This window comes from Pseudomonas trivialis (genome assembly GCF_001439805.1).
In the GTDB taxonomy this organism is placed as follows: Bacteria; Pseudomonadota; Gammaproteobacteria; order Pseudomonadales; family Pseudomonadaceae; genus Aquipseudomonas; species Aquipseudomonas trivialis.
The window spans coordinates 171,919-189,698 of the sequence record NZ_JYLK01000001.1; the positions used below are offsets into that span (position 1 = coordinate 171,919).

At 63.2% G+C, this 17,780-nt stretch carries 18 protein-coding genes; 9 read left to right on the forward strand and 9 right to left on the reverse strand.

What is annotated here, in order from left to right; genetic code table 11:
* Positions 1–10: 10 nt before the first annotated feature.
* The 4 genes from hflC (at position 11) to cfaB (ending at position 5,187) form a co-directional block, all read left to right on the forward strand.
* A complete protein-coding gene (gene hflC / locus TU79_RS00775; RefSeq protein ID WP_057006268.1) occupies positions 11–991 on the forward strand; it encodes a protease modulator HflC in 981 nt (326 codons plus the stop codon).
* Positions 988–2,031: a protease modulator HflK gene (gene hflK, locus TU79_RS00780; RefSeq protein ID WP_057006269.1), complete on the forward strand. Its 1,044-nt coding sequence runs from the start codon at positions 988–990 to the stop codon at positions 2,029–2,031. Before hflC ends, hflK begins: the two co-directional genes overlap by 4 nt.
* A complete protein-coding gene (locus TU79_RS00785; RefSeq protein ID WP_057006270.1) occupies positions 2,028–3,935 on the forward strand; it encodes a cation-translocating P-type ATPase in 1,908 nt (635 codons plus the stop codon). The genes hflK and TU79_RS00785 overlap by 4 nt, the downstream gene beginning before the upstream one ends.
* 64 nt (positions 3,936–3,999) lie before the next feature.
* Complete coding sequence (gene cfaB, locus TU79_RS00790) at positions 4,000–5,187, forward strand: C17 cyclopropane fatty acid synthase CfaB (RefSeq protein ID WP_057006271.1); 1,188 nt, start codon at positions 4,000–4,002, stop codon at positions 5,185–5,187.
* On the opposite strand, the gene TU79_RS00795 is transcribed toward cfaB, so the two are convergent.
* Positions 5,175–5,597 carry a hypothetical protein gene (locus tag TU79_RS00795; protein WP_057006272.1) on the reverse strand — a complete coding sequence of 141 codons (423 nt, stop codon included), beginning with the start codon at positions 5,595–5,597 and terminating at the stop codon, positions 5,175–5,177. The two genes, cfaB and TU79_RS00795, sit on opposite strands and share 13 nt — an antisense overlap.
* 731 nt (positions 5,598–6,328) lie before the next feature.
* Entirely contained in the window at positions 6,329–7,768 is a 1,440-nt protein-coding gene (gene cls, locus TU79_RS00800) for a cardiolipin synthase (protein WP_057006273.1), read from the reverse strand.
* A 135-nt stretch (positions 7,769–7,903) separates the two neighbouring features.
* Here cls and TU79_RS00805 point away from each other — a divergent pair, with 135 nt between their 5' ends.
* A complete protein-coding gene (locus TU79_RS00805; protein WP_057006274.1) occupies positions 7,904–8,425 on the forward strand; it encodes a DUF3617 domain-containing protein in 522 nt (173 codons plus the stop codon).
* Positions 8,426–8,445: 20 nt separating this feature from the next.
* Here TU79_RS00805 and TU79_RS00810 read toward each other — a convergent pair whose 3' ends face one another.
* The 6 genes from TU79_RS00810 to folE2 are packed head-to-tail and all read right to left on the reverse strand — an operon-like array spanning position 8,446 to position 13,655.
* On the reverse strand, positions 8,446–9,783 hold the full coding sequence (locus TU79_RS00810; RefSeq protein ID WP_057006275.1) for a dihydroorotase: 1,338 nt from the start codon (positions 9,781–9,783) through the stop codon (positions 8,446–8,448).
* 3 nt (positions 9,784–9,786) lie between these two features.
* Complete coding sequence (locus tag TU79_RS00815; RefSeq protein ID WP_003231797.1) at positions 9,787–10,347, reverse strand: gamma carbonic anhydrase family protein; 561 nt, start codon at positions 10,345–10,347, stop codon at positions 9,787–9,789.
* Positions 10,344–11,222, reverse strand: coding sequence for a metal ABC transporter substrate-binding protein (locus TU79_RS00820; RefSeq protein WP_057006276.1), 879 nt, complete (start codon positions 11,220–11,222; stop codon positions 10,344–10,346). Before TU79_RS00820 ends, TU79_RS00815 begins: the two co-directional genes overlap by 4 nt.
* 11 nt (positions 11,223–11,233) lie before the next feature.
* Entirely contained in the window at positions 11,234–12,100 is an 867-nt protein-coding gene (locus tag TU79_RS00825) for a metal ABC transporter permease (protein ID WP_057006277.1), read from the reverse strand.
* Complete coding sequence (locus TU79_RS00830; RefSeq protein ID WP_057006278.1) at positions 12,100–12,768, reverse strand: metal ABC transporter ATP-binding protein; 669 nt, start codon at positions 12,766–12,768, stop codon at positions 12,100–12,102. The genes TU79_RS00825 and TU79_RS00830 overlap by 1 nt, the downstream gene beginning before the upstream one ends.
* Positions 12,765–13,655: a GTP cyclohydrolase FolE2 gene (gene folE2 / locus TU79_RS00835; RefSeq protein ID WP_057006279.1), complete on the reverse strand. Its 891-nt coding sequence runs from the start codon at positions 13,653–13,655 to the stop codon at positions 12,765–12,767. Before folE2 ends, TU79_RS00830 begins: the two co-directional genes overlap by 4 nt.
* A gap of 128 nt (positions 13,656–13,783) precedes the next feature.
* Between folE2 and TU79_RS00840 the strand changes: the two genes are divergently transcribed.
* Complete coding sequence (locus tag TU79_RS00840; protein WP_057006280.1) at positions 13,784–14,995, forward strand: N-acetylmuramoyl-L-alanine amidase; 1,212 nt, start codon at positions 13,784–13,786, stop codon at positions 14,993–14,995.
* On the opposite strand, the gene TU79_RS00845 is transcribed toward TU79_RS00840, so the two are convergent.
* On the reverse strand, positions 14,992–15,360 hold the full coding sequence (locus TU79_RS00845) for a hypothetical protein (RefSeq protein ID WP_057006281.1): 369 nt from the start codon (positions 15,358–15,360) through the stop codon (positions 14,992–14,994). The two genes, TU79_RS00840 and TU79_RS00845, sit on opposite strands and share 4 nt — an antisense overlap.
* A gap of 125 nt (positions 15,361–15,485) precedes the next feature.
* Between TU79_RS00845 and dksA the strand changes: the two genes are divergently transcribed.
* Genes dksA through TU79_RS00860 form a run of 3 tightly spaced genes read left to right on the forward strand, consistent with a single transcriptional unit; the run spans position 15,486 to position 17,767 of the window.
* Entirely contained in the window at positions 15,486–15,890 is a 405-nt protein-coding gene (gene dksA / locus TU79_RS00850) for an RNA polymerase-binding protein DksA (protein ID WP_057006282.1), read from the forward strand.
* Positions 15,891–15,917: 27 nt separating this feature from the next.
* Entirely contained in the window at positions 15,918–17,123 is a 1,206-nt protein-coding gene (zigA, locus tag TU79_RS00855; RefSeq protein WP_057006283.1) for a zinc metallochaperone GTPase ZigA, read from the forward strand.
* On the forward strand, positions 17,123–17,767 hold the full coding sequence (locus TU79_RS00860; RefSeq protein ID WP_057006284.1) for a DUF1826 domain-containing protein: 645 nt from the start codon (positions 17,123–17,125) through the stop codon (positions 17,765–17,767). Before zigA ends, TU79_RS00860 begins: the two co-directional genes overlap by 1 nt.
* Positions 17,768–17,780: the final 13 nt, after the last annotated feature.

Below are 17,780 nucleotides of genomic sequence, written 5' to 3' on the forward strand. Positions count from 1 at the left end.
AGTCTGTCTGTTGGGCGCTCATTCTCACGATCATCATCACGGCCACCACCACCATCATCACGGCGATGAGCAGGCGGCGGGCCCGTTTCCGTGGCGGCGCATGGCCTGGGCCGCGCTGCTGGTGCTGTTTGCCGTGGCGGCGGCGAGCCTGGTGCAGGTGCGCTCCGGCGAGGCCACGGTGATCACCCGCTTCGGCAATCCGTCGCGGGTGCTGCTCGAACCGGGCCTTGGCTGGCGCTGGCCGGCGCCGTTCGAGGCAGCGATTCCGGTGGACCTGCGCTTGCGCACTACCTCCAGCGGCCTGCAGGACGTGGGCACCCGCGATGGCCTGCGCATTATCGTGCAGGCCTACGTGGCCTGGCAGGTGCAGGGCGATGCCGACAACGTACAGCGCTTCATGCGCGCGGTGCAGAACCAGCCCGATGAAGCGGCGCGGCAGATTCGCACCTTTGTCGGCTCGGCGCTGGAAACCACGGCCGCCAGTTTTGACCTGTCCAGCCTGATCAACACTGACGCCGGTCAAGTGCGCATCGCCGAATTCGAGGCACAGTTGCGCCAGCAGATCGATCAACAATTGCTCACCACCTATGGCGTGCGCGTGGCGCAAGTCGGCATCGAGCGGCTGACCTTGCCCTCGGTGACCCTCACCGCCACCGTCGACCGCATGCGCGCCGAACGCGAAACCATCGCCACCGAGCGCACCGCCGTGGGCAAGCGCGAGGCCGCGCAGATTCGCTCGGCGGCCGAGCGCGACGCACGCATCATGCAGGCCGATGCCACGGTGAAAGCCGCTGACATTGAAGCGCAATCGCGGGTCGAAGCCGCGCAGATCTACGGTCGCGCTTACGCCGGCAACCCCCAGCTGTACAACCTGCTGCGCTCGCTGGACACCTTGGGCACGGTGGTGACGCCGGGCACCAAAATCATCCTGCGCACCGACGCGGCGCCCTTTCGCGCGCTGGTCGATGGGCCCAGGGACGTCCAGCCATGAGCGAGCGTGACGGCCCGGACGGCCCGGACGGCCCGTGGGTCCAGGCCGGGCGCCTGACCTTCCTTGCGCTCTACGCGGTGATGGTGTTGGCGGCACTGGCCTGGGCCTTTTCCAACGTGCGCCAGATCGACCCGCAGAACCGCGCCGTGGTGCTGCACTTCGGCGCTCTGGACCGCATTCAGAACGCCGGCCTGTTGTTGGCGTGGCCGCAACCCTTCGAGCAGGTGGTGCTGCTGCCGGCGGCCGACCGCGTGATCGAGCGCCGGGTGGACAACCTGCTGCGTTCGGAGGCGGCGCTGCAGGCCGACCGCGTGGCCAGTTTTGCCACGCCGTTGAGTGACGCCCTGGCCGGTTCCGGTTATCTGCTGACCGGCGATGCCGGCGTGGTGCAACTGGATGTGCGGGTGTTCTACAAGGTCAGCGAACCCTATGCGTTCGTGTTGCAGGGCGATCATGTGCTGCCCGCGCTGGATCGGCTGGTGACGCGCAGCGCCGTGGCCCTGACCGCCGCGCGCGACCTGGACACTATCCTGGTGGCGCGCCCGGAACTGATCGGCAGCGATAACGGCGCCGCCGAACGCCGCGAACGGCTGCGCGGCGACCTGGTGCAAGGCATCAACAAGCGCCTGGCCGAGTTGGCCGCCAGCGGCCTGGGCCTGGGCATCGAAGTGACCCGTGTCGACGTGCAGTCCAGCCTGCCGGGCCCGGCGGTAAACGCCTTCAACGCGGTACTCACGGCCAGTCAGCAAGCTGACAAGGCCGTGGCCAATGCTCGCACCGACGCGGAAAAACTGACCCAGGCCGCCAATCAGCAGGCCGACCGTGTGGTGCAGGTCGCCCACGCCCAAGCCAGCGAACGTCAGGCCAGCGCCCAGGCGCAAACCGCCACTGTCGCCAGCCTGGCCCAGGTCAAAGACCCAGGGCTGATGCTGCGCCTGTACCGCGAACGCTTGCCGAAGATCCTCGGCCAGGCCGGTTCCGTGACCACGGTCGATCCCAGGGACGACTCCCGCTTGATCATTCAGGGCGCCGACAAATGAGCGATTCCATGCTGACGTCCGCCGAGCAGCGCAGCGCCGCACGGCAATTGACTTTGGCGATGCTGGCTTTGGGCTTGCTGGTATTGGGTCTGGTCTGGCGCTGGCTGGCCCCCGACCAGAGCGGTGTCAGCCAATTGCTGCTGGGCGTGGCCTCGCTGCTGGTGGCTGTGCCGGTGATGCGTTCGGCCTGGTACAGCCTGCGCTTCCCCAGCCTGCACGGCATCACTGACCAATTGATCGCCCTGGCCATGCTCGGCGCCTGGGCCACGGGCGATCTGCTGACCGCCGCGCTGCTGCCGATCATCATGATTTTCGGGCATGTGCTGGAAGAGCGCAGCGTGATTGGCTCCCAGGAGGCGATTCATGCCCTGGGCAAGCTCACCCGCAGCCAGGCGCGCCGGGTGCAGCCCGATGGCAGCATCGTGGAAGTGGATAACGGCACGCTCAATACCGGCGATATCGTTGAAGTGCGCGCCGGCGACCGCGTGCCCGCCGATGGCGTGGTGCTGTCGGGCCAGGCGAGCCTCGACACGGCGCCGATCACCGGCGAGTCGGTGCCCCTGGAGGCTTCGGCCGGGGTGCAGGTGTTCGGCGGCGCGATCAACCTCGACGGCCTGCTGCGCCTGGAGGTTACGCGCACCGGCGATGAGTCGACCCTGGGCAAAGTCATCGCCCTGATGCAGAACGCCGAGCGCGCCAAGCCGCCGATCACGCGGTTGCTGGAGCGTTATGCCGGCAGCTATATGGTGCTGGTGCTGTTGCTGGCGGCCGTGACCTGGTTTGTGACCAACGACGCCCAGGCGATGCTCGCGGTGCTGGTGGCGGCGTGCCCCTGCGCCCTGGTGCTGTCGGCGCCGGCCACGGCGATTGCCGGCATTGCGGTGGCGGCGCGCCATGGCATTCTGATTCGCAGCTCGGCGTTTCTGGAGGAATTGGCCGATCTCACCTCATTGGTGGTCGACAAGACCGGCACGCTGACCTTCGGCACTTTGCGGTTGCAGTCTATCGAGGGCCCCTCCACGGACCGCGCGGCGGTGCTCAACCTGGCGGCCAGCCTCGGTTCGGCCAGCAGTCACCCGGTCAGCCGTGCGTTGGCGGGGTTGGGCACGCAGCTGCCGGTGCTGACCGATATTCGCGAGCGTCAGGGCCTCGGTGTGCTTGCACAGACCGGGGAGGGCGAAGCCGCGCTGGGGCGGCCGGAATTGTTCGAGCAGTTGGGCATCATGACCACGGCGGTTCCCCGTCACGACGGCCCGATTGCCGGGCTGGCGCTGAACGGGCGGTTCCTGGCCTGGCTGCTGCTGGCCGACAGCGTCAAGCCGGAAGCGCGCCAGGCCCTGCAGGAACTGCGCGAGCTGGGCCTGGGCCGGCAATTGCTGCTCACCGGCGACCGCCAGAGCGTGGCCGATAGCCTCGCGGCGCAGGTGGGCATCAGCGACGTGCAGGCCCAGGCTCTGCCGGAAGACAAGCTCAACCGTGTGCTGGGCGAAATCGGCAGCGGTTTCAGGCCGATGGTGGTGGGCGACGGCATCAACGACTCGCTGGCGCTCAAGGCCGGTGTGGTCGGCGTGGCGATGGGCGCGGGGGGCGCGGATATCGCCCTGGCCTCGGCGGATGTGGTGCTGATCGGCAGCGACCTGCGTCGCCTCGGCACCTGCGTGCGGCTGAGTCGCCAATGCCGGCGCACGTTGCAGGTCAACGTGATCATCGGTCTGGGTTGGACCCTCGCCATTGTGGTGTTCGCTGCGTTTGGCTGGCTGGGCGCGGCCGGAGCCATGATCGCGGCGCTGCTGCATAACCTCAGCACCTTGCTGGTGCTGGGCAACGCGGGGCGTTTGCTGCGTTTTCAGGAGCCACTGTTGAAGCTCGAAGAGGATGCCGGTAGTCCGCTGGCAGATAGATAGCCTCCTACTTTGTCTGCGGATGGTCTACCCTCAATTCGGACTTCTGAACAAGGGGGGATTACTCATGCTCGCGCAACTTCCACCGGCCTTACAGAATCTTCAGCTCCCGCTGCGTCTGCGACTCTGGGATGGCCATGAATTCAACCTGGGCCCCGAGCCCAGTGTGACCATCGTGGTGAAGGACCCCACCGTCGTCACACAGCTGACCCACCCCACCCTCGACTCGCTGGGCGAGGCGTTCGTCGAAGGCAAACTCGAGCTGGAAGGCTCCATTACCGACGTCATCCGGGTATGCGACGAGCTGAGTCACGCCCTGATCGACGATGACGAGGGCACGCGCCCGGTGCGCTCGATCCACGACAAGGCCACCGACGCGGCGGCCATTTCCTACCATTACGATCTCTCCAACGCGTTCTACCAGCTGTGGCTGGACCAGGACATGGCGTACTCCTGCGGCTATTTCGAAACCGGCAGCGAATCCATCGATCAGGCCCAGCAGGACAAATTTCGCCACCTGTGCCGCAAGTTGCGCTTGCAGCCCGGCGAATACCTGCTGGACGTAGGGTGCGGCTGGGGAGGACTGGCACGGTATGCGGCGCGTGAGTTCGGGGTGAACGTGTTGGGCATCACCTTGAGCAAGGCGCAATTGGCCCTGGCGCGTGAGCGAGTGAAAGCCGAGGGGCTGGAAGACCAGGTCGACCTGCAACTGCTCGATTACCGCGACCTGCCCCAGGACGGGCGTTTCGACAAGGTGGTGAGCGTGGGCATGTTCGAGCACGTCGGCCATGCCAACCTCACGCAATACTGCAAGACGCTGTTTGGCGCGGTGCGTGAAGGTGGCCTGGTGATGAACCATGGCATTACCGCCAAGCACACCGACGGTCGCCCGGTGGGGCGTGGCGCCGGTGAGTTTATCGGGCGTTATGTGTTCCCCAACGGCGAGCTACCGCATTTGGCGATGATGACCGCCGAGATCAGTGACGCGGGGCTGGAAGTGGTCGACGTCGAAAGCCTGCGCCTGCACTACGCGCGCACCCTGGACCACTGGAGCGAGCGCCTGGAAGACAACCTGGAGGCGGCGGCGCGGATGGTGCCGGAACAGGCGCTGCGCATCTGGCGCTTGTACCTGGCCGGATGCGCATATGCGTTTGCACGGGGCTGGATCAATCTGCATCAGATTCTTGCGCTCAAGCCCCATGCGGACGGCAGTCATGAACTGCCGTGGACGCGCGACGATATTTATCGAGGATGAGGCAGGTCGTCCCACGAGATGTCGCGTGGGTCGACGATGTCATGCGGGTGTATCTGGAAGGTGCCGTGCTGCTTGGGAATGTTCGGGTCTGAGGGCAGATAGGCTTGCTGCCCGAACGTCATCGCGGGTTGGTCGAAGGTAAGCGTGTGCAGCGCGACGTTGTCGTACCAGTCGGCATGGGGCAGCGAGATGAACGTCATCTCCCAAGTGTCGCCGTCTACCTGGCCTTTGGTGACATAGACACCGTAATGGTTCTCGCCAGGGGAGAGTATTTTGTACACGCCGTTATCGTAGAGAAGCAGCACTGCGTCCGTGAACGGTTTGGCCTCGTAGAGCACGGCGTAGAGCAAATCGATTTTGTACGTGGGCGCACCCAGTTCCACAGGGATCGTGACAGCGTTTTCTTGCATGGTCTGCGTTCCTTATCGAGGGAGACGACCTGATTCTAAACCGCCTCTGTGGCGAGCGTGCTTATCGTGGCGAGCGGACTTGCCCCTAATTGAATAAAACGCGGTGTACCTGACACTACGCAGCGCGTGGTTTTGGGGCTGCTGCGCAGCCCAGCGCGGCGGCCCACGCTCCAAAGCCTGCGTTCGGCCAGTGTGTTTGACGGGGCGCTTCCAGATCAAGATCAAAAGCGCGGCGGCCTGAGAGCCGGCCGAAATGGTCTGCCGAACGCTGTAAAAAATGTGGGAGGGGGCTTGCTCCCGATGGCGTCGGCCCAGCAAACATTGACGTGGACTGACCCACCGCTTTCGCGGGCAAGTCGAATCGTCGCACCGCAGCTCTTATCAAACAAAAAATAACTTATTGATTTTAAACCTGAAGTTTCAAGCAGCCACATTCCTGTGGCGAGCGGGCTTGCCCCGCGCTGGGCTGCGCAGCAGCCCCAAAACCCTGTTCTGCGTAGTGTCAGGTACACCGCGTTTCTTTGATTGGGGGCGCTTCGCGCCCCAACGCGGGGCAAGCCCGCTCGCCACAGAAGCCCCAGTTTGCTGCGCGACAGCGCTAAGTCGAAGACTTGGCAGCCCCCACATTTGATCTCGTCGCTTTGAGCATTGCGTTCTCTTAACTGAACGGCATTGGGGCAAGCCCACTCGCCACAGGGCGTGGCCCCTCCCACAGGACGTTGTGTTGGCGGTTAGAGAATCGGTGAAATAAGCCGCGCGATTCGCATGCCCAGTTGCTGCAGGCGCCGGGTCTCGCGGCTTTCCGCCAGGCTCATCTCATGGGCCAGGGCGAAATCTTCCAGCAGCATCTGCTCCACCTGTTTGGCGAAGGCCTCGTCAACCGTGAGCAACATCACCTCGAAATTCAACCGGAAAGAACGGTTGTCCATATTCGCGCTGCCGATGGCGCTGATTTCGCCGTCCACCAGCACCACTTTCTGGTGCAGAAAGCCGGGCGTGTAGCGAAACACCCGCACGCCGGCGCGCACCGCTTCGATGGCGTACAGGCTGGACGCGGCATACACGATGCGATGGTCCGGGCGCGACGGCAGCAGGATGCGCACGTCCACGCCGCGCAGCACCGCCAGGCGCAGCGCGGCGAACACAGCTTCGTCGGGGATGAAATACGGGGTGGTGATCCAGACCCGTTCGGTGGCGGCATGGATGGCTTCGACGAAGAACAGCGAGCAGGTTTCATACGGATCGGCCGGGCCACTGGCGAGCAGTTGGCAGAGCACACCGTCTTCGGGATAGGTATCCGGCAGGATCAGCGGCGGCAGCTCCCGCGCGGCCCAGAACCAGTCTTCGGCGAATGACTCCTGCAGGCACGCCACCACCGGGCCGGTGACCTGCACGTGGGTATCGCGCCAGGGCGCCAGTGGCGGCTTTTTGCCGAGGTATTCATCGCCGACGTTGTGGCCGCCGACAAACCCGGTAACACCGTCCACCACCACGATTTTGCGATGGTTGCGGAAGTTGACCTGGAAGCGATTGAGCCAGCCGCTGCGAGTGGCGAACGCCTTGACCTTGACCCCGGCGTCACGCAGCGACTGCACATAGCGATGGGGCAGGGCGTGGCTGCCGATGCGGTCGTAGAGCACGTGGATGTCGACCCCTTCGGCAGCCTTCGCCTTGAGCAGGGCGTGCAACTGGCGGCCCAGCGCGTCGTCGTGAATGATGAAGAACTGGAACAATACGGCGGATTTTGCGCCGCGAATGGCGTCGAAAATCGCGCTGAAGGTAGCTTCACCGTTGATCAGCAGGCGCACTTGGTTATTGGCCAGGCACGGCATGCGTCCCAGTTTGGGCATGGCACGCAGGGAGGTGTAGGCGGTGGAATTGCGTGCGGCGAGGGCTTCCTCGACCCACGGGCGCCAGTTCAGCTCATTGATGGCGGCGTGCATTTCCTGATTGGCTTGGCGACGCGCCTGGATATACGCATCGAACGTGCTGCGGCCGAAGATCAGGTAGGGGATCAGCGTGAGGTACGGCATGAACATCAGCGACAATGCCCAGGCGATTGAGCCTTGGGCGGTGCGCACCGTCAGCACCGCATGGATCGCGGCGAGTGTTCCGAAAAAATGCAGCGTGGCGATGAAGTAGGCGAGCAGGTGCGGGCCAAAAAAATCCATGAACGGCGATACTCCAGACAATCCAGTGCAGTGCGTAACAGACCATGTTCGGCCACGAATGTCGCTATTTTATTTGCCGTGCAACACTGGCACGTCCGCGGCGTCTAACGCCCACAATTACCCAGGAGTTACCCGATGAAGGCTCGTCTGCTGTGTTTGTCCATGGTTGTTGGTTTGGCGCTGCCGGTGGCGGCGCAGGCGCAGATGCTGGCGCCGGGCTTGTGGGAATTGACCACCAGCAATATGAAGGTCGATAACCAGGACCTGCCGGACCTGTCGCTGATCCTCGGCCAGCTCAAGCAACAGATGACCCCCGAACAACGCGCCATGCTCGAAAAGCAGGGCATCAACATGGCCGGTAAAGGCGTACAGGTATGCCTCACGCCCGCCCAGGTGGCGACCGATTCCATCCCGCTGACCGACCCGCAATCGGGCTGCAAGCAGGAAATCACCGAGAAGACCGGCAACCAGTGGAAATTCCGCTTCAGTTGCCCGAAAGCCCAAGGCACTGGCGTGGCGACCTTCCAGAGCCAGAAGGCCTTCACCACCACGGTCAACGGCACCTTCAATGCCACTGGCATTCAGCAAAAAGGCAGCCTGGACAGCCACGCTCAATGGCTGGGCAATGACTGCGGCACCGTCAAGCCTCGCGCATGACCGGCTGCGCCTACCTCAGCCTACCTCAGGAAGTGCAGCGGTAAACCCTGGCAGCTCTCGACCACCTGGCCGTTGTGCCACGCCAGGTGACCGGAGACCAGGGTGGTGGTGACGCTGTGGCGAAAGCGGCGCTCGGCGAACGGCGTCCAGCCGCAGCGTGCCAGGATCGGCTCGTCACTCACCGGCTTGCCCTCTGGCTCGGCTTTGATCAGCACCAGGTCGGCCCAGTAGCCCTCGCGCACGTAGCCGCGATCCGGGATAGCGAACAGGTCGGCCACCCGGTGGCTGGTCTTGGCCACCAGCGTGGCAATGGGCAGCAGGCCGTCGGCCACCAACTCCATCAACGCCGGCAGCGCATGCTGCACCAGCGGCAAGCCCGACGGCGCTTCGCGGTAGGCCAACTGTTTTTGTGCCCAGGTATGGGGCGCGTGGTCGGTGCCGATCACATCCAGCCGATCACTCAGCAGGGCCTGGCGCAACGCGTCGCGGTCGGCCTGGGTCTTGATCGCCGGGTTACATTTGATCTGATGGCCCAGCCGCGCGTAGTCGCGATCATCGAACAGCAGATGATGCACGCACACTTCAGCGCTAATGCGTTTATCGGCCAGGGGTTTGTCTTCAAACAGCGCCAGTTCGCGGGCGCTGGTGAGGTGCAATACGTGCAGGCGCGTGCCATGGCGCCGGGCCAGCTCCACCGCCAGGGAGGATGAGCGATAACAGGCCTCGGCGTCGCGAATCAGCGGGTGGGCGACGGCGGGGATGTGGTCACCGAAGCGCTCGCGCAGGCGCTGCTCGTTGATCAGGATGCTGGGGGTGTGTTCGCAGTGGGCCAGCAGAATGGTCGGCACTTCGGCGAACAGGCGCTCCAGTATCCGTGGGTCGTCCACCAGCATATTGCCGGTGGACGCGCCCATGAACACCTTGACCCCGGCCACTTCGCGCGGGTCCAGAGCCGCCACGGTGTCGAGGTTGTCGTTGCTGACGCCAAAGTGAAAACCATAGTTGGCCACCGAATGCAGGCCGGCGCGGCGTTTCTTGTCGGCCAGCGCTTCGAGGGTCAGCGTGGCCGGACGGGTATTGGGCATGTCCATGAAGCTGGTGATGCCACCGGCCACTGCCGCCCGTGATTCACTGTAGAAGCTGCCTTTTTCCGGCGCGCCAGGTTCACGAAAGTGCACCTGATCGTCAATCATGCCCGGCAGCAGCCATTGACCCTGGGCGTCAATCGCCAGCGGCGCGTTACTGTTCGTGATGCTGCCGGCGATTTTTTCGATGCGGCCATTGGCGACCAACACATCGGCGTCGAATGCCTGGCCTTCGTTCACCAGGCGGGCGTTGCGGATCAACAGGCGGGTCATGGTTCAGAACTCGTTTTGCAGGGCTTTATAACCTCGCACCAGGTCGACATTGGTGCGGGCCACGTCTTCGGAAAACTCCGAGGCGCTGACGCTCACCGGCGGGAATTGCGACAGGTCGGTATTCGGCCCAATGCGGGTGGTGGACGGCACGTAGAACGCGTCGGGCAAATCGCGACCGTCGACCACCGAGTTGTGGCGCACCACGCAGCCGTCGCCGACGACGCAATTGAACAGCACGCTGTTGAAGCCGATAAACACGCGGTCACCCACCGTGCAGGGGCCGTGGACGATGGAGCGGTGCGCGATGGACGTGAACTCGCCGATGGTCACCGCCGCACCGGATTTGGAGTGGATGACCACGCCGTCCTGAATGTTGGAGTTGGCGCCAATGGTGATCGGGTCCATGGCGCCGCTGGCGTCGACTTCGTCGGCGCGGATCACGGCGTAGGGGCCGACGAACACGTTCTCGCCGATGATGACTTTGCCGCAGATGATGGCGGTCTTGTCGACGTAGGCCGATTCGGCAATGACCGGCAGGTCGCCCGAGGGATTTTTACGGATCATGGTTTGCTCAACGCTGCGCAAAGGGTGTTGAGGTTGTATTCGAACAACCCGGTAAAGGTGCTGGCCGGGCCTTCGGCGGCGAGGGCGTCTGAGTACAACGTGCCGCCGATCTGCGCACCGCTTTCGTCGGCGATCTGCTTGAGCAGGCGCGAATCCTTGATGTTTTCCATGAACACGGCCTTGACCTTGTCTTTGCGGATCTGCGTGATCAGCGCAGCCACTTCGGCGGCGGACGGCTCACGCTCGGTGGACAAGCCCTGGGGCGCGAGAAACTGAATACCGTAGGCCTGGCCCAGGTAACCAAAGGCGTCATGGGAGGTGACGATGCGGCGGTTACCCGCTGGCAGTGCGCCGAACTTGGCCTTGGCTTCAGCCAGCAGGCGGTAGATTTCCTTCAGGTAGGCCTGGCTGTTGCGCTGGTAGTCGGCCTGGTTGGCCGGGTCGGCGGCGATCAGGGCTTTGGTGATGTTGTTCACGTAGATTTCGGCATTGGCCAGGTTGTGCCAGGCGTGCGGGTCTGGAATGGTTTCGCCGTCTTCGTCCATGGTGTGGGAAATCACGCCTTTGCTGGCGGTGACCACCGTGGCCTTGGTTTCGGTGCTGGTGATCAGACGGTCCAGCCACGGCTCGAAGCCCAGGCCGTTCTTGATGATCAGTTTGGCCTTGAGCAGCGCCTTGGCGTCATCCGGCGTGGGTTCATAGGTGTGGGCATCCGCGTCGGGGCCGACCATGTTGCTGATCTGGATGTGATCACCGCCGATCTGGTGGGTGATGTCATCGAGAATACTGAAGCTGGTGACCACCTGGAGTTTGTCGGCGGCATAGGCCATCGACAGCGGCAGCAGCAGGCTGAACAGCACGAGTAGAGCGCGCATCGGGAAACACCTCATTGGGATGTAAGCAAGGGCGGGCGGCGCAGCAGGCCGTGCACCGGACCAAAGACCACGGACAGCAGGTACCCGCCGCCAGCCACCAGCACGATGGCCGGGCCGCTGGGCAGCGAGTAGTAGAACGACAGCAACAAGCCAAGCCATACCGACAGGCATCCCAGCACCGCCGATATTGCGATCAACACCGGCAGGCGCCGGCTCCAGAAGCGTGAGGCGATGGCCGGCAGCATCATCAGGCCCACCACCATCAATGCGCCGATGGCCTGGAAGCCGATCACCAGGTTCAGCACCACCAGGGTCAGGAACAGGCCGTGGGCCAGTGGCCCCAGGCGGCTGACGGTTTGCAGAAACAGCGGATCCAACGTGTCCAGCAGCAGCGGTTTGTAGATCAGTGTCATGGCGAGCAGGCTGAAGCTGGAGACCCAGAGCATGCCGGTGAGGGTGGTTTCATCCACCGCCAGGGCGGAGCCGAACAGCAGGTGCAGCAGGTCCAGGCGTTTGCCGGCGATGCCGAGGATCAGCACGCCGGCGGCGAGGGAAATGGGGTAGATAGCGGCCAGGCTGGCGTCTTCGCGCAGGCCGGTGCGGCGGGTGATCCACGCCGACAGCCCGGCCATGCTCAAGCCGGCGCCGAGGCCGCCGATGGTCAGCGCCGGCAGGCTCAGACCGGCAAACCAGAAGCCCAGCGCCGCGCCGGGCAGGATGCCGTGGGCAACGGCATCACCGATCAGGCTCATGCGCCGCAGAATCAGAAACACCCCCAGCGGCGCAGTGCTGCACGCCAGTACCAGCCCGCCGATGAGTGCGCGACGCATGAACACAAAATCGAGAAACGGCATCCACAGATGGGCGGCAAAATGCATCAGGCCACCTGCATCTGAGGTTGTGGGCGGATCAGCTCTTTGCTCGAGCCGAACACGCAGCCGTTGCTTTTGATCTGCAGCACTTGCTGGGTGTGATGACGCACCGAGGCCAGGTCATGGCAGACGACCACTACCGTGCGACCTTCGGCATGCCAGGCGTGAATATGGTTCCAGCACAGCGCCTGACCTTCTTCGTCGAGGGCGGCGTGGGGCTCGTCAAGCAGCAGCACGGGCGAGTCGGCCAGGCTCATTCGGGCAAGCAGGGCACGTTGCAATTGGCCGCCGGACAACGCCATCAACGGGCGCAGCTCCAGGCCGCTGAGGCACCAGTCTTCGAGCACCGCTTGCAGGCGTTCGCTGCGCTGCGCAGCAGAAAGCCGCGCGCCCCAGAAACCGGCGGCGACCAGTTCCTGCAGGTTGATCGGGAACTGGCGGTCGAGCTGTTGCTGCTGGGGCAGGAACGTCAGGCCGCCACGACGAGCCACTTCCACGACGACTTTCCCGGCCAGCGGTTTCTGCAAGCCGGCGATGACTTTGAGCAGGCTGCTCTTGCCGCAGCCATTGGGGCCTATGACGCCGGTGAGGCTGCCTTTTTCCAGGGTGAAATCGATGGCGGGTGTGAGCGGTTGGCCGGGGGCGCCCCAGCGCAGGGCAGTGCAGGTGATCATGCAGGGTTTCTCGTCCAGCGGCTTTCGGCCACGGCATCGTGCGCGTGCAGGCTTTCGGCGTGGATCACTTTGAGGTGGAAGGCTTTGACGGCGTCCGAGCGTTTCAAGGCGAGGTTCAGGCGGCGGGCGGCGTCTTCGCAGAACATCAGGTTCTGCCCGTTGGCCAGGGCGAAGGCTTGTTCATCTGCACGCTTTACGGCGGTTTGTACGGCGGTGCCAAGGGCGGCTTCGGCGCCGTAGATCAGGTCGACCAATGGCAGGTGCTCGCCTTGCAGTTCGACATGCAGTTGCGCACTGCTGCGTTGGCTGTGGGGCGTGGCCACGATGCCATTGGCGCTGCCGAGCCAGGTCATTACGGCTTCGTGCTGCAGCGGCTTGTCACCGAAGTCATCGAGAAACTGCCGTTGAATCAACTGCCTGGCGAGGGCCGCGGAGCAAGGGCAGGTTGAGGAGTAACTCACGTCAATTTTTAGTTCCACGTGGAACATCTGATTTTCCAGACGCGCTTCGATGCTCACCGGATAGCTTTTCCAGCCTGCCAGAGGGCTGACCAGGGCCGGGCGTTTGAGCAGCAAATCGGTGTGGATGCGCAGGTAGGCGTTCTTAGATAAATCTTCATGACTGTCGAGAAAGCGCTGCAGTACATTGCGCAGAAGTGCAGGCGTGAGGGTTTGCTGGTCAAGCAGCTCCAGCGCCAGGTACAGGCGTGACATGTGAATGCCACGGGCGGCGCCGTCGTCCAGGCTTACGCCAGCGTCGGCGGTGGCAGGCAGACGTTGGCCGTCGAGCAGGATGGGCAGGGCAATGCCGCACATGCCCACCCAGTCCAGTGGCATGGCCTGGCGTGAAGCCTGCGCGGCGATATCCGGCAGAGTCAGCGCATTCATGAGCAGGTCCGTCGTTGGAAATATTTAGACATGTTATAGTATAACGACAAAGTCGACGATTAATTTTCTGCTCCAGGTTTTGCTCAGTCATGTCGAGCAGGGACGCTCCTTTATTTGCGGTATAGGTCATGCACAGACGTCAGCTCCTCAACCTGCTCCTGGTCAGCCCGTTATTTACCTTGCCGTTCGCGGCCCACGCTACGCAGATTCGCAATGCCCGCTTGTGGCGCTCGGAAGACAAACTGCGGCTGGTGTTCGACCTCAGCGGGCCGGTGCAATACAAGACCTTTTCCCTGACCGCCCCGGAGCGCGTGATCATCGACTTGAGCGGTGCCGGCCTGACGGGTGATTTTTCTCAGCTGATGCTCAAGAACAGCGGGATTACCTCGATTCGCTCGGGGCACTTTGGCACCAACGACACGCGGATCGTGTTGGACCTGGCTTCACCGATGCAGCTCAACAGCTTTCTATTGCCGCCTCAGGACGGCCAGGGCCATCGCCTGGTGCTGGACCTCAGCAGCATCACCCATGCACCGCGGCAGATCGCCGCCGAACCCGCGCCCTTGGTCGCGCCGGTGGATAAAGCCCATCCCCGACGCGACATCATTGTGGTGGTCGACCCCGGCCATGGCGGCAAGGACCCGGGCGCCGTGGGCTCCAAGGGCCAGCGCGAAAAAGACGTGGTGTTGTCGATTGCCCAGCTGCTGGCCAAACGCTTGAAGCGCGAGAAGGGCTTTGATGTGAAGCTGGTGCGCAACGACGACTTCTTCGTGCCCCTGCGCAAGCGCGTGGAGATTGCGCACAAGCACAATGCCGACATGTTTATCTCGGTGCATGCGGATGCGGCGCCGCGTATCACTGCGTCAGGCGCCTCGGTGTATGCCTTGTCCGAAGGCGGCGCCACGTCCGCCACCGCGCGGTTCATGGCGCAGCGGGAAAACGGTGCCGACCTGCTGGGCGCCACCAGCCTGTTGAACCTCAAGGACAAGGACCCGATGCTGGCCGGGGTGATTCTCGACATGTCGATGAACGCCACCATCGCCTCCAGCCTGCAACTGGGTCACTCGATCCTGGGCAGCCTGGAGGGTATTACCAGCCTGCATCAGAAACGCGTGGAACAGGCCGGATTTGCGGTACTCAAGTCACCGGACGTGCCGTCGATCCTGGTGGAAACCGGGTTCATCTCCAATGCACGGGACAGCGCGCGGCTGGTCACGGCGCGTCATCAACAGGCGGTAGCGGATGGGTTGTTCGAGGGCCTGAAAAAATATTTCCAGAAGAACCCGCCCATGAACAGCTACATGGCGTGGGCCCAGGAACAGAAGAACGGCCAGGTCTAGCAGCCGGTTATGCGGCTGCAGGTGAATTTGGCGCTGGCCCCACCTGAACTGGAAAACCGGTTGATCGTCGTCCAGCCCACGCGCCGCGTGTAGCCCACCCACGCCTCGCCATCGGAGGCCAGCCCGGTAAAGAACGTCAGTTGCCCGTAACGGCTGTTGGTCTGTGCCCAGTAACGTTTGCCGATCACCTCGAACCCGCGCAGATACGTGGTACTGCCCACCGTGGCCACGCTGTAGGCATTGCCCTGCGGATCGACGCAGGCCAGCAGGGTGGCGCTGCGCGTGCAGTTGGCCAGCAGGTTCGGAACCTCGGCATAGGCCGGTCCTGCCGTTGCCAATAACAGGGCGCACACCAGGTATTTCATAAGGTTTCTCGGGAGTGAACAGTGGGCAAGCATTGCGCCCTTCGTCGCCGCAGACAAGGGGATTGGCTTATTTGTGTTGTTATACTATAACATTAAAAACCAGCCCCACCCGTGAACCGCTGCCCATGACTGAACAAGAACTCCTGGCCCAATCGCCTGACGATTACATGAATGAAGCCCAGCAAAGCTTCTTCCGTGCGTTGTTGATGGCCCAACGCAAGGCGTTGCAAGTGCGCATCGAAGCCGAATTTTTGGTGCTGCGCGAGCAGGAAACCAACAGCGACCCCGCCGATGTGGGCAGTGCCGAAGAACAGCGCCAATGGCAACTGCGCCTGCTGGAGCGGGAAAAGAAGCTGCTGGACAAGATCGACGACGCCCTCGAGTTGCTGGCGCGCGGCGAATACGGCTGGTGCCGGGAAACCGGTGAACCGATCGGCCTGCAACGCTTGCTGCTGCGCCCCACCGCCACCCTGTGTATCGAAGCCAAAGAACGTGAAGAGCTGCGCGAACGCCATAAACGGGCTGTTTGACCGGCCAACCCTGATGAGGAAAACCTGATGCCCAATCGTCTCCCCGTGACCGTGTTGTCCGGCTTTCTCGGCGCCGGTAAAAGCACGCTGCTCAACCATGTCCTGCGCAACCGCGAAAATCTGCGGGTGGCAGTGATCGTTAACGACATGAGCGAAATCAACATCGACGGCAGCGAGGTGCAGCGCGACGTCACCCTTAACCGTTCCGAAGAAAAGCTGGTGGAGATGAGCAACGGCTGCATCTGCTGCACCTTGCGTGAGGACCTGCTCGAAGAAGTCACCAAGCTCGCCAAAGAGGGCCGATTCGATTACCTGCTGATCGAGTCCACCGGCATTTCCGAACCACTGCCGGTGGCTGAAACCTTCACCTTTCGCGATGAAAACGACCAAAGCCTGGCGGATATCGCGCGGCTCGACACCATGGTCACGGTGGTCGACGGCATGAACTTCCTGCTTGATTACCAGGCGGCTGAAAGCCTGGCCTCACGCGGCGAAACCCTGGGCGAAGACGACGAGCGCTCCATCACCGACCTGTTGATCGAACAGATCGAATTCGCCGACGTCATCCTGATCAGCAAGATCGACCTGATCAGCAGCCACGAACGCGAAGAGCTGATGGCCATCCTCGAACGCCTGAACGCCCAGGCCGAAATCATCCCGATGGTCATGGGCGACGTGCCGCTGAACAAGATCCTCAACACCGGCCGCTTTGACTTCGAACGCGCCGCCCAGGCCCCAGGCTGGCTGCAGGAGATGCGTGGCGAGCATGTGCCGGAAACCGAAGAGTACGGCATCGCGTCCACCGCCTACCGCGCGCGTCGCCCGTTTCACCCGCAGCGCTTTTTCGACTTTATCGACCGTCCCTGGGTCAACGGCAAGCTGCTGCGCTCCAAAGGCTTTTTCTGGTTGGCCAGCAAGCATCAGGATGCGGGCAGCTGGTCCCAAGCCGGTGGCTTGATGCGTCACGGTTTTGCCGGACGCTGGTGGCGCTTCGTGCCGAAAAGCCAGTGGCCCGAGGACGAGGAAAGCGTCGCAGCGATCATGGGCAACTGGCAACTGAGCACCGGCGACTGCCGTCAGGAACTGGTGTTTATCGGGCAGAACATCGATTTCGCACAGATGCGTGCCGAGCTGGATGCCTGTTTGCTCACCGATGAAGAAATGGCTCTGGGCGTCGAAGGATGGCGCTTGTTGGCCGATCCGTTTGGCCCCTGGTATGAAGAGGCCGCCTGATGCTTGCGCCGATCATCCCACTGCGTCCCGTGGTGCGCCAGACACGCGGAGAAACCCCGCTGGCGCTGTCCGACATCCTCGAAGACGGCGTCAACCTGGCGCTGTGGCAGCGCCAACTGCCGCTGCATATTGCCGAGTTCGGCGCATTGCTGGTGGCACTCAATGAGCCGCTGGCCGATGCCATGGTCATCGAACTCAACGATGAAGACACGGTGCCGAACCTGCAGGGCCTGGCGTCCAGTTGCAGCGATCTTGAAGGCTATGAGGGCTTCATCGCCGATGTGTCATGGCTGGTCAGCGCGTTTGCCTGCCTGCTCGGGGCCAAACGTATCGGCGTGCGCCTGCGGCTGCTCGACAAAGCCATGTGCCCGCGTTTTCACGTGGACCATGTGCCGGTGCGGCTGATCACCACCTACGCCGGTGTCGGCAGTCAATGGTTGCGCGAGGGTGTGATGGACCGGCGCACGCTCGGCCAGGCGGAGGCCGAACCCAGTGAACGCATCGAACAGGTCCAGTGCGGCGACGTCGCCCTGCTCAAAGGCACCCGATGGCATGGCAACGAAGAGCACGGTCTGATTCATCGCTCGCCCGCCCTCAAAGCCGGCGAGCGCCGATTGATCCTGACACTGGATTGGCTGGCATAACCGCGTAGGATCA